This is a genomic window from Alishewanella sp. SMS8, assembly GCF_030737935.1.
Taxonomy (GTDB): Bacteria; Pseudomonadota; Gammaproteobacteria; order Enterobacterales; family Alteromonadaceae; genus Alishewanella; species Alishewanella maricola.
The window spans coordinates 700,992-713,339 of sequence record NZ_JAPJEA010000001.1; the positions used below are offsets into that span (position 1 = coordinate 700,992).

Sequence of the window (12,348 nt, forward strand, 5' to 3'; positions counted from 1 at the left end):
TTTATGCGTCATTGGGCAAGATAGGCGATTAATCTAGCAATTTTACCAGTTGCTGACTCACTGCATCGACTGCCTGAGTACCGTCAATATGGTGATATTGCGTTTCACCCCGGGCCGCAGTTTCACGATAATAACCCACTAATAATTCAGTTTGCTCATGGTAAATCGCTAAACGTTTACGCACGGTTTCTTCTAAATCATCCACCCGGGTCACTAACTCTTCACCCGTCTCATCATCTTGCCCGGTCACTTTGGGTGGATTATAGACTAAATGATAAACACGACCTGAAGCGGGATGCACACGGCGACCGCTCATGCGCTCGACGATAACATCGTCTGGCACATCAAATTCAATAACGTGATCCACACTAATGCCGGCATCTTTCATGGCATCAGCTTGTGGAATAGTACGTGGAAAGCCATCTAATAAGAAGCCATTGGCACAGTCTGCTTTTGCTACACGCTCTTTTACTAAACCGATAATTAATTCATCCGATACCAGCTGTCCAGCATCCATAATCTTCTTTGCAGCCACGCCGAGTTCTGAGCCCTCTTTAATCGCCGCACGTAACATATCCCCAGTTGAGATCTGTGGAATACCATATTTGCTCATTAAAAACTGTGCCTGAGTTCCTTTTCCGGCGCCAGGGGCCCCTAACAAAATTATGCGCATAGCGATCATCCTCGTCTTTTGGGATCAATTTGTAGTTTTTGTCAGGCTTGATCTTTGCATAATGCGCTCTTTGAAACAAGAAATTTGTCAACTGGTGCTACCTGAAACAGCGGTATACCTAGCCTTTAGTCGATAGTCTAGCCAAAGCCGCCGTTACAAGGTGTTATCACTGAGTAAGCAGAATAAGTGACAAGGTTTTCAGCGGCTTTCTGGCCATTATCAGACTAAAGTCTGAAACGCTTTACTAATTCTTGTAGCTGCTCGGCTAGCGTGGATAAAGCATCACTGGCCTGCGAAGATTGCTGTACGTTCAGGTTAGTTTGCTCTGCCACATCACTAATCGAATGAAAGTTTTGATTAATATCATGCGATACCACGGTTTGTTGTTCCGTTGCGGTCGCTATTTGATGCGTAGTGGCGCTGATCAGCTCAATAGCCTCATTAATTGATATTAAAGCCTGTTCGGCGCGAGTCGCGTTTTCAGCTGTTTTTTGTGCATTGTTTTCACTGTTTACCGTCGCGTTAACGGCTTTTTCTGTGCCGCGTTGCAGTTTTTCAATCATCTGTTTGATTTCAGTTGTAGAGTCTTTAGTACGGCTAGCCAGTGTTCGAACTTCATCCGCCACAACCGCAAAACCTCGACCACTTTCGCCGGCTCTGGCGGCTTCTATAGCCGCATTTAGCGCCAGCAAATTAGTTTGCTCAGCGATACTTTCGATAACTTGTAAAATACTGCCTATCTGATCGCTATCCTGTTTTAATAAACGAATAATAGCCGCTGCCGAACTGACTTCTTTAGATAGGTTGGATAAATCAAGTACGGTGTTACTGACGACTACTCGACCCTGCTTACTTTGCTGCTCAGCCTGTGTGGCCGCCTCGGCTGCTTGCTGGGTGTTCCGTGACACGTCTTGCAAAGTACTGGTCATTTCATTCATGGCAACCGCAGCACTGCTAATTTCAGTGCTTTGTCGCTGCATTCCGTCGGTGGTGTGCTGATTAATTTGCGCTAACTCTGTAGCTGCTGCCGCTACCTGATCAGAATAATTTCCTACTTCACCGAGCATTTGCCGCAAGCGTTGCTGCATCGTGGCGATAGACGCTAATAAACTGCTGTTATCACCTTGGCTTAGTTGAATTGACGCAGTAAGATCGAACTGTGATACCTGATGTACCATTGCTGCGGCATACTCAGGTTCGCCGCCTAAAATACGAGTTACGCCTTTTACAATAAAAATACAAATATAGGTCGCGATGACCATGATGAACAGTGCAGCCATTAGCAAGGTGTAAAACATATTGTTCACTTCGGCTAAGGCTTCTTGTTGCCGGCTTTCTACCACAAGGCTCCAGCCAAGCATAGGAATGTATTGATAGCTACCAATCACGGCCGTTCCCGCCGCATTTTGATATAGTCCAGTGCCACTTTGCTGTTGTCGAGCTGCCGCTGCGGCCTGCGTTTGTAGTGGATCTTTATTGTTAATTGATGCCGCCGGCGATAAAGCAATACCGGCCGTATCAAGCAAATATATTTCGGTATGCTCGTTAAGCTTGAGCTCATTGACCTTACTAAAAATGGCTTCTAGCTTAACGGCACCGCGCATAACCGCCACAATTTGATTATTTAGCCGGATAGGAATAGCAACCGTACTGACGGTTTGACCGGTTGCACGGGATACCACAGGCTGTGAGAATACATCCTGACCGCTAACCGCCTGTTTAAACCAAGCGCGATCAGCTACGTTAAAAGCGGCATTTTCAGCAGACGATAACACCTTGGCTTGGCCATTACTATAACTGACCCCCGCCTGACCAATTCCGTCTAACCCAACCACAAAGATGGTGTCATATACACCTGAGTTTTGTGCCAGTTGTTGCATCAATTGCGTGGCTAATGCTAAATCTAATTGTTGGATACTCGGCAACGTAGCCAACAAGCGCATCTCATCTTGGCGCACTAATAACCAATCGGTAAAAACGTCAGCGTTCGAACTAGCGGCACTGCTTAATGTTGTTATTTCATCTGCGGTTTGTGAGGATTTATATTTAACGAAGACCAAACTGCTTAACGAGACAATCCCAATCAAAAATACACTAACAATAATAACCGTTAAACGTATACCTAAGCCGAAACTACGCCAAGTTTTTGTCATACTACACCTGTAAGCTTTATATTTTCTGGTTGTAAGTATAGCTGTAAAACCCCAAACTTTCTCAATAACAATAAGCTAAAAAAAATGACCGCCGAGGCGGTCATTTTAGAGAAGTAAGTAACAATGCTTATTTTGCCAATGCTAACAGTAATCCGTTTAAACGAGTCACGAAGCCCGCTGGGTTTTTCAAACTCCCCCGTTCGGCTAGTAAAGCTTGATCTAATAATACCTCTGCCCATTGCTTGAATTGCTGCTCATCTTGCTCTTCAGCAATATGTTTAACCAGTTGATGTTCTGGGTTTAACTCGAAAATAGGCTTCACTTCAGGTACTTTTTGGCCAGCAGATTCCATCAATTTAATCATCTGCGTGCTCATGTCATACTCATCCGTTACCACACAGGCTGGGCTATCCGTTAAACGATGACTCACTTTCACGTCTTTCACTTGATCGCCTAAAGCTGCTTTAAAACGCTCCGCTACCGTGGCGAAGGCTTCTTCAGTTTTTTGTTGTGCCTGCTTGGTTTCCTCATCCTCTAACTTAGATAAATCTAAACCGCCTTTAGCGACTGAACGCAGCTTCTTACCATCAAATTCAGGTAAGTGTTGCACCAACCACTCGTCAATTCGATCAGAGAGTAATAAAACCTCGATGCCCTTTTTGCGGAACACTTCCAGGTGTGGGCTGTGTTTCGCAGCCTCAAAACTATCGGCAACCAAGAAATAAATATCATCTTGGCCTTCTTTCATTCGAGCCACATAATCGGCTAATGCCACGTTTTGCTCACTGCCCTCATTTTGAGTGGAGGCAAAACGTAACAGGGCGGCGATTTGCTCTTTGTTGTTATGATCTTCAGCCGGACCTTCTTTTAGCACTTGGCCGAACTCATTCCAAAAACTTTGATATTGCTCGGGATCTTTAGCCAGCTTTTCTAACATCTTCAAAGCACGGCTGCTGCAGCCTTTGCGCAGGCTTTGGCTGACTTTATTATCTTGCAGAATTTCACGAGACACGTTTAACGGCAGATCGCTCGAATCTAACACACCTTTAATAAAGCGCAGGTAGCTCGGCATAAATTGTTCAGCATCGTCCATAATAAACACGCGCTGCACATAGAGTTTTAAACCATGCTTAGCTTCACGGTTCCACATATCAAAAGGTGCTTTTTTCGGCACATATAACAAGCTGGTGTAATTCGAGTTACCTTCAACTTTATTGTGGCTCCAGCTTAATGGCTCACTCCAATCGTGTGAAATATGCTTGTAGAACTCTTGATACTCTTCATCTGAAATATCAGATTTATCACGTGTCCATAACGCAGTGGCTTTGTTAACCGCTTTCCAGTGGCCAGGCGTTGCCGCGATAGTTTCACCGTCTTCTTCACGCGCCTCAGTACCTTCTTCCCACATTTCTACCGGAATAGAAATATGATCAGAGTACTTAGTCACCGTGCTTTCAATTTTCCAACGGCTTAAAAATTCGTCTTCACCTTCGCGTAAGTGTAAGGTAATTTCAGTACCACGTTCATTTTTAACAATGGGCGCTAAGCTGTAATCACCTTCGCCTGATGATTCCCACTCTACGGCACTGTCTGCAGCCAAGCCGGCCTTACGGGTACGCACGGTGACTTTGTCCGCAACGATAAAAGCAGAATAGAAACCTACACCAAATTGACCAATTAACTTCGAGTCTTTGCTTTGATCACCCGACAGTTTAGAGAAAAACTCTTTAGTACCTGATTTCGCAATAGTACCCAGATGCGAAATCACTTCAGCTTCATCCATACCAATGCCGTTATCGCTGATGGTTAGGGTACGTGCTTTCTCGTCAAAACTGATTTGTACGCGCAGCTCGCCGTCATTTTCATACAGGCTGCTGTCTGAAAGGGCTAAAAACCGCAGTTTATCTGCCGCATCCGAGGCATTTGACACCAATTCGCGTAAGAAGATTTCTTTGTTTGAATACAGCGAGTGGATCATCAGTTGCAGCAGTTGCTTAACTTCCGCCTGAAAGCCATGGGTTTGTTTCTGGCCAGACTGGGTGGCAGTGGTATCAGTCATTTGGTGAGTCCTCAACAAAAATAATATAAGTGCGACAACAAGTACGAAGTACCTGCCTTTTCATCAAGGGATATGGGGGTTAACAATAGGAATTCAAGCGTCGATTTTTAGTCTACTTAGCCACGCTAACGGTTAAGTAGACTCTTTACACTGGATTAAAAGCTTTTACGGCCACTAAAGGCGTGCGCCAAAGTGGTGCCGTCGATATATTCTAACTCACCGCCAAAAGGCAGTCCTTGCGCTAAACGCGTGACCTTACAACCGTATTTCTGGCACAGCTCAGCAATATAAAAAGCTGTCGCCTCACCTTCAACCGTGGGATTGGTTGCCAAGATTAACTCAGAAAGTTTACCTTGAGCTAATTGTGCCGCTAATGCATCGAGGCCTAACTCTGCTGGGCCAACGCCATCTAAGGGAGACAGATAGCCCATTAATACAAAATAACGCCCTTGAAACTGCCCAGTATGCTCTATTGCAAGTTGATCCGCAGCAGATCCTACCACACACAGCACATCGGCTTGTTGTCGCTTCACATCACTGCAGATGGCGCACAGGCTATGCTCAGAAAAGGTACGGCATTGCTGGCATTGCCCTATCCCTTCCATCGCGGCCACTAAAGCCGTGCCCAGCCGAGCGCCACCGCTACGATTACGCTCAAGTAACTGAAAAGCCATGCGCTGGGCCGATTTTGGCCCAACACCAGGTAAAACGCGCAAGGCTTCAATCAGTTGCTGTAACAGGGGCGTTAACTTCGCCATAATTAGAACGGCATCTTCATACCTGGCGGTAATTGCATGCCACCAGTTACTTTCGCCATCTGCTCTTTATTGTTTTCTTCGACCCGGCGCACGGCATCATTTAATGCTGCAGCCACCAAATCTTCTAGCATTTCTTTATCATCACTCATCAGGCTGTCATCGATAGTCACTCGACGCACATTGTGATTGCCTGTCATGGTCACTTTAACCAAACCCGCGCCTGATTCACCCGTGACTTCCATTGTGGCGATTTCAGCTTGTACTTTCGCCATTTTTTCTTGCATGGCTTGCGCCTGCTTCATGATATTGCCCATGCCACCTTTAAACATACTCTATCTCTCTATTTTGTGGATGTGGAAATTGTTGGCGACAAGATAAATACTCGCTCAACAAATTACAAGGTTAATTCACCTGCAAGGTGTCAAGTTGCAGCTCTGCACTAAATATCTGTTGAATGGCTTGCAGCTTGGGATCTTGTTGCAACAACCGGCTGACATAGTCTTTGCGTTCATGTTCTATACGCTGCTGGATCGCTAACGGACTGGCATTAATCTCTGCTAAGTATTGAATCTCTAACTGAAAATTGGCAGGAAATACCGGGCTAATTGCCGCATACAGCTTTTCACGAAAATCGCCCTTGTCCAAATGTTGCTGCGATTGGGCTACCTGCAATTGCACTTGTAGGCCATTTTGCTGCATAGCACTATGTAATAAATATAAACGTAATAACCCACCAATCGATAGCTGTTCGATTAAGCGCGACCAGGCATCGACCTGAGCGGCAAAACGAATAGAAAAACGTTGCTCGTCAAGCTCATCGGTATCATTACTGGGTAAAACATCAAATTGCTGCTGCTGCCACCATGCTTCCGTTAACGCTTGTTGCTCAGCAAAGCTAACGGTGTCATCTGAAGTGGCACTATCTTCATCGTCGTGCTGGTGTGAACGGGGATCTAACTTTGCAGCAGGCTCGGGTACTACCGCAGTGGCTTGTTGCGGTTTTGTTGTAGCAGCCATGGCGGATGGCGGCGTATTTAAACGTCGAGGTAATTCAGACTGAGGCAGCGCCATCGGGCGCTCAGGCTTTTTTCCTGCGACTGTCTCCACCGCTGGCGGTGCTGCCGTCACTTGCACCCCACGCCGAGCCATAATACGCGCGGTTCCCTCATCTATCGCCGATGCTACTGGAGTAGCGCTATGCTTATCAGGCGTGGTAATCGGGTTATTGCCTAAGGCCGTGTTAGGCATTGTAGCACTGGCGATTAACGTTTCTGTTGGCGCCGAGGCTATTGCCGCCGCCTCATTGGGTTGGTGTGGTTCAGCTGCCGCAGAGGTTACCTGACTTGGCGCAGTAACGGGCGCCATAGCGTGTGGAGCAATTGGCGCAGCCATTACGGCTGGGCGTGCCTGAGGTGTCGAGGCGGCTGGTGTTGATAGCGCTTGAGTTGGCGCCGAACTTTGCGGCTCTGTGCGGCTCGCGGGTACAAAGGCCATGGCGCGTAATAACGCCATTTCTAGCCCGACCACCGGCTCTGGAGCAAAAGGGAGCTCCTTCTTGCCACTGATTAACAATTGATAATACAACTGTACCGCCTCAGGCGCTAAATGCGCAGCCCAGTAACGGATCATTTCGGCTTGTTCAGATAAGTCTGCCGCAGCAGGCTGCAGTTGTGTTAGCGCGGTAAGATGCAACAGCGACAACATATCATCTAACACCTGCTGATAATCGGACTGTTGACTTAACAGTTCTTGTAACGCCTGCTGCAGCTGCGGCATATCTGCGGCTAACAGCGCACTCAGTAAACTTACAGCAAAACGGGTATCTAATAAGCCCAACATCTGACGCACGGTTTCAACTGTAAGATTGCTATTACTTAGCGCAATGGCTTGGTCGGTTAAACTTAATGAATCGCGTAAACTGCCTTTGGCCGCTTTAGCTAAGGCGGTGAGCGCAGCCGCTTCAAACGGGATCTGCTCGGCAGCGAGCACTTCGGTTAAATGCTGCTCAATTTGCACCGGCGTCAGGGCTTTTAAACTAAACTGTAAACAACGCGAGAGGACCGTGATGGGTAACTTTTGCGGATCAGTCGTTGCGAGCAAAAATTTGACGTGCGGCGGAGGTTCTTCCAGGGTTTTCAATAAAGCATTAAAACTATGCCGCGACAGCATATGCACTTCATCAATCAGGTACACTTTAAAACGACCACGACTGGGTGCATATTGCACGTTATCCAGTAGATCTCGGGTGTCTTCAACCTTAGTTCGAGAAGCCGCATCAATTTCGAGCAAATCAACAAAGTTGCCGGCATCAATTTCTTGGCAAGCACTACACTGGCCACAAGGCGTTGCGGTAATGCCCGTTTCACAATTTAAACTTTTGGCAAAAATACGGGCGATGGTCGTTTTACCGACACCACGGGTGCCGGTAAATAAATAAGCATGATGTAAGCGACTGCTGGTCAGGGCATTCGCCAACGCGGTTTTTACATGCTGTTGCCCTACCAACTCATTAAAATGACGTGGCCGCCATTTTCTTGCTAAAACCTGATAACTCATGCCCGCTTTCCTGCACCTAACATCACAGTGCCTAGCCTAAACTTATTCGCCTTGATACTCAACCAAACTGCAAAGTTTCAAGCCTAAGGCTTCAAGTCTTGCCACGCCCCCTAATTCAGGTAAAGCGATAACGAAGGCCGCATCTTCAACTTGACCGCCTAAACGACGCACTAATTGCACGGTAGCATCGATAGTACCGCCAGTGGCTAGCAAATCATCAACCAATAATACCTTATCACCTGCAGCGATGGCGTCAGCGTGTAATTCCAGCGCATCTTCACCATACTCTAAAGTGTAGGCCTGCGAGATACGTTCGCGAGGTAATTTTCCTGGTTTACGCACAGGCACGAACGAAATACCCAACGCATAAGCCAAAGGCGCCCCAAAAATAAAACCGCGAGATTCTGTACCAATAATCTTAGTTATACCTTGCTGCTGATAATGCGCCGCAAAGGCATTAATCACTTTTTTAAAACTGGGGCCATCTTGCATTAAGCTGGTGACATCCCGAAAAGTAATGCCAGGTTTTGGGTAGTTCTCTACCGTTTTGATCACACGCTTTAATTCAGCTGCTAATGCTTGATAATCCATTGCTTTACCCTTGTATTAAACCGATAAAAAAGCCGCCCGAGTGGCGGCTATCTGGCAAATGCAAAACTGCATTAACCCAATAACTGTACCCAGCGTAAAATGGGTACTAAACACAGCAAACTTACAAAAACAATTACAAATATCAGTATCTGTTTTGCATTCAAAGAGTCTTTAAAGTTTTCGTCAGCCATTTATTTCTACCGCGCAAAAATTGATTCAAATCAAAACTGGTGCTTATGGTAATGAATTTATGCCTATTTGAAAAGCATTAGGCTTGAATTATCACAAAAGAAAAGCCCCGTAAAACGGGGCTTTATTCAAACTATCACTAATTCGCTAGCGCCAATTAGAAATCGTAAGACATGTTCAAGAATGCACGACGGCCAATGAACTCATACTGAGAGTACAGGACAGAGTTACCCGCTGTCCGTACGCCAGCTGGAGAACCTTGTGGCGGTGCTTTATCAAACAAGTTTGCAATACCGAAGGTCACATCTACACCATAGATATCTCTTTGTACTGAAGCAGAGTGTAGGATGTAAGTAGGTGTTTCAGCAATAAACGTTGATGGCTGACCACGGTAAGTCGTTTGGTTACCGTTCGCGAAGTACTTATAATCGTCTGTGCCTGAAACATAACGCATGTTCCAAGTGTAACGCCAGCCGTCACGATTTAACGTGGTGCTTAACGTACCTACGTGCTTCGGATCACCTACATCACCGACATATTGCGAAGGTGTACTGTCAGGGAACTGCTTGAATGAACGCTCAAACTGAACCGTGTGATCTAAACGAATACGTAATGAACCAAAATCAAAATCATCTTGGTAAGTAAACAAGAAGTCAGTACCACGAACTTTTTGTTCTGCTACGTTGACATAACCACCACGTACGGTGTCAATACCAAAGTCGCCTGCTGCAGAACCATCACGACGCGTAAACTGGTCACAGAACGGTTCATTAGGGAAGTTTTCTGAACGGTAGCATAAGCCTAAAACAGTACCACCACCAATGTTAGACACTTGGCTGCTGATCACTACATCGTAGTAATCTGCTGAGAAGCCAAATTTGTCTTCCGGGCTCTTCCAAACAATACCGATACCTTTAGAGATTGAAGTTTCTGCTTCTAATACACCTGCACCGCCACCGGTGATCGAGGTCATAGAGCTACCTGGATTAACATAAGTTGCAGGCACACCATCAGCTTCACAGTTAGCTGCAACGCGCTGATCCAAAGTACCTTCAGCTAATCGACCCGCCCAGTTTAAACATGGATCGTTACCTGTTTGGTTCAAGAAACCCGTTTGGCCTTCTAAGAACAACTCAAACAGTGCTGGAGCACGGAATGAAGAACCACGAGAAGCACGAACCTGGAAGCCATTGCCGACAACCCAGTTTGCCGATACTTTAAACGTTGAATCAGAACCGTAGGTTGACACATCAGTCCAACGACCAGAAGCAGTGATATCCAAACTTTCCGCTAAGAACATATCACGTAAAACTGGCACAAACACTTCACTGTACACTGCACGAGTATTAGCTGAACCTGCGGTAATACCAGCACCGGTAGAACCCCATAAGTTGCCAGCTAAGGTGGCTTCACCTGGTACGTCATTTAACGCATCTTGTTGAAATGATGCACCGACTGCAGTACTGATCATACCGGCAGGTAATTCAAACAAATCACCGGTGATATAACCGTCGATAGTTGATTGACGATAAGTCGTTACACCATAATCAATATCAAATAAGAAGTCTTTAACGGCTTGAGATTGATTACCATTGATGTGATCTGGGCTTAACCAATCTACTGGTGTACAGGCCTTACCTGAAACAGGTGATACTGCACCGGCACATGGGCCACCGTATACAGCATCTTGTGCCATATTCATCGCATCAAATAGGATAACTTTGTTGTTATATGTACCTTTGTTGTAACTGTTTTGGAATGACACATCCCAAGACCAATCACCTAATGAGCCTTCTAAGCCTAATACGTAACGGCTGTAATCAATTGTCGTTTCACCGCCAGAGTGGTCAGTCATCGCAACAGGCATGAAACCTACAGCATCACCACCCCATCCATCAACTGTACCACCACGAATGTAACGTCTGTTACCTAATTGCGCGGTCCAGAATTGACGGAAACTGTTCACTTCAGTCTTACGCTGACTGTATATTAACTCAGAATAAGCTGAAATATTATCAGTTAAATCATAATCACCCATCATGAACACTGAAGCCACTTCGCTTTCTGGGATCATAGATTGCGCGTTTTGGAATGGGTGATCAGCATCAGCCCAGCCATCTGTTTCTTTATCGTAAGAAACAGGGTACCAACCGTTTGGCACAGAAATGTTATTAGGGCCAGGTGAAGTAATTAAGCTGTTAAAGGTTGGACGGTTAGCCGCCGCGAAAAAACCATCGTAGTCATATTGTGCTTTTACGCCAGTACGGAAGTTTGAGGCACCTGGTGCATAGTTGAAAATCCATACACCGTATTGCGAAGCGCTACAGTGGTAATCACCGGTACGTGGATCGATAGGATCAGTACGCTCACCTGGGTTAGCTTGGCTGTAGAATAAACGCTGGTTACAATCGAAGAAATCACGATCGCCACGCGCTAACTCAGTTTGCAAGTTATAGTCAGCTACAACGCGGAATGAACCACGGTCAAAGGTTTTGCCGTAAGTTGCATTTAAACGATAATTTTCACCGCCAGATTCAAATGGCTGGTCAAGGTTAACAGTAACGTTAGAACCATCGCCTTTTTTGGTGATGATGTTGATAACACCGGCTACTGCATCAGAACCGTATAAAGAAGACGCACCGTCTTTTAATACTTCAATACGCTCTACCGCAGATAAAGGAATTGAGTTTAAATCGAAAGCAGCAACTTGACCGCGAGTACCCGCAGGGCCAGCACGACGGCCGTTTAATAATACTAATGTGCGGTTAGCACCTAAACCACGCATAGAGATTGATTCGTTACCCGCACCACCGGCAGTGACGAAACCAACAGATAATGCTGATATTAATTGGCTTGAGCCAGCAGCAACAGTAGAAGTACGTAATAATTCGCCTAAAGTACTTAAACCTTGGTCTTTTGCTAACTCAGTGCTGATAATAGTAATAGGAGAAGCGCTGTCTAAACCATCAGTGCGGATGCGCGAGCCGACAACCTGAATGCGTTCAGTTTTTTCATCTTTTTTTGCTGTTTCGTCTTCTTCAGTCTCTTGCGCTGAAACAGAACCGGCAAATGCCAATGTTGTTGCAGCACCGAAAACCATTGCCAGCCGAACTGCTTTGCTTAGCTTGTTATTGGTGAACATATTTAACTCCCTGGATGACTCTTCAGAGTATCTCGTTGTTTTTTGTAGTCAGTCACATCTTTATGTGTGTCTGCTGAGAATCGCCCGAATACAATCTCGGTACAAGACTTCCCGATAATATGCAGCAAAAAAATTCAGGTCAAGATTAAAAGCATGTTATTAGTCGCAAAAATTGAACTTTTTGACACTATTTCTTTTTATGTGTTAACAAAACAATACACCCCACA

The 12,348-nt window shown here is 45.8% G+C and carries 8 protein-coding genes; all 8 read right to left on the reverse strand.

All coding sequences use genetic code 11. The annotated features are described in order from the left end of the window. Positions 1-28 precede the first annotated feature (28 nt). The 8 genes from adk to ORJ01_RS03190 all read right to left on the reverse strand — a co-directional run bounded on the left by adk (position 29) and on the right by ORJ01_RS03190 (position 12,121). Positions 29-673, reverse strand: a complete 645-nt coding sequence (gene adk / locus ORJ01_RS03155) for an adenylate kinase (protein WP_306176937.1) — start codon at positions 671-673, stop codon at positions 29-31. A 224-nt stretch (positions 674-897) separates the two neighbouring features. After that, entirely contained in the window at positions 898-2,826 is a 1,929-nt protein-coding gene (locus ORJ01_RS03160; RefSeq protein ID WP_306176938.1) for a methyl-accepting chemotaxis protein, read from the reverse strand. Positions 2,827-2,953: 127 nt separating this feature from the next. Further along, positions 2,954-4,885 carry a molecular chaperone HtpG gene (htpG, locus tag ORJ01_RS03165; protein WP_306176939.1) on the reverse strand — a complete coding sequence of 644 codons (1,932 nt, stop codon included), beginning with the start codon at positions 4,883-4,885 and terminating at the stop codon, positions 2,954-2,956. A gap of 155 nt (positions 4,886-5,040) precedes the next feature. Further along, positions 5,041-5,643 carry a recombination mediator RecR gene (gene recR, locus ORJ01_RS03170; RefSeq protein ID WP_306176940.1) on the reverse strand — a complete coding sequence of 201 codons (603 nt, stop codon included), beginning with the start codon at positions 5,641-5,643 and terminating at the stop codon, positions 5,041-5,043. A gap of 2 nt (positions 5,644-5,645) precedes the next feature. Then, entirely contained in the window at positions 5,646-5,972 is a 327-nt protein-coding gene (locus ORJ01_RS03175; RefSeq protein WP_226749759.1) for a YbaB/EbfC family nucleoid-associated protein, read from the reverse strand. Positions 5,973-6,045: 73 nt separating this feature from the next. Then, on the reverse strand, positions 6,046-8,199 hold the full coding sequence (gene dnaX, locus ORJ01_RS03180; protein WP_306176941.1) for a DNA polymerase III subunit gamma/tau: 2,154 nt from the start codon (positions 8,197-8,199) through the stop codon (positions 6,046-6,048). A gap of 42 nt (positions 8,200-8,241) precedes the next feature. After that, the gene (gene apt / locus ORJ01_RS03185; protein WP_306176942.1) at positions 8,242-8,790 is read right to left on the reverse strand and encodes an adenine phosphoribosyltransferase; all 549 of its coding nucleotides are present in this window, start codon (positions 8,788-8,790) and stop codon (positions 8,242-8,244) included. 346 nt (positions 8,791-9,136) lie between these two features. Then, on the reverse strand, positions 9,137-12,121 hold the full coding sequence (locus ORJ01_RS03190; RefSeq protein ID WP_306176943.1) for a TonB-dependent siderophore receptor: 2,985 nt from the start codon (positions 12,119-12,121) through the stop codon (positions 9,137-9,139). Positions 12,122-12,348: the final 227 nt, after the last annotated feature.

What these genes read in the sequence shown, in the direction of transcription:
- recR (WP_306176940.1), bottom strand. Translation starts at nt 5,643, where the DNA reads ATGGCGAAGTTAACGCCCCTGTTACAGCAACTGATTGAAGCCTTGCGC.
- adk (WP_306176937.1), bottom strand. Translation starts at nt 673, where the DNA reads ATGCGCATAATTTTGTTAGGGGCCCCTGGCGCCGGAAAAGGAACTCAG.
- apt (WP_306176942.1), bottom strand. Translation starts at nt 8,790, where the DNA reads ATGGATTATCAAGCATTAGCAGCTGAATTAAAGCGTGTGATCAAAACG.
- ORJ01_RS03190 (WP_306176943.1), bottom strand. Translation starts at nt 12,121, where the DNA reads ATGTTCACCAATAACAAGCTAAGCAAAGCAGTTCGGCTGGCAATGGTT.
- dnaX (WP_306176941.1), bottom strand. Translation starts at nt 8,199, where the DNA reads ATGAGTTATCAGGTTTTAGCAAGAAAATGGCGGCCACGTCATTTTAAT.
- ORJ01_RS03160 (WP_306176938.1), bottom strand. Translation starts at nt 2,826, where the DNA reads ATGACAAAAACTTGGCGTAGTTTCGGCTTAGGTATACGTTTAACGGTT.
- htpG (WP_306176939.1), bottom strand. Translation starts at nt 4,885, where the DNA reads ATGACTGATACCACTGCCACCCAGTCTGGCCAGAAACAAACCCATGGC.
- ORJ01_RS03175 (WP_226749759.1), bottom strand. Translation starts at nt 5,972, where the DNA reads ATGTTTAAAGGTGGCATGGGCAATATCATGAAGCAGGCGCAAGCCATG.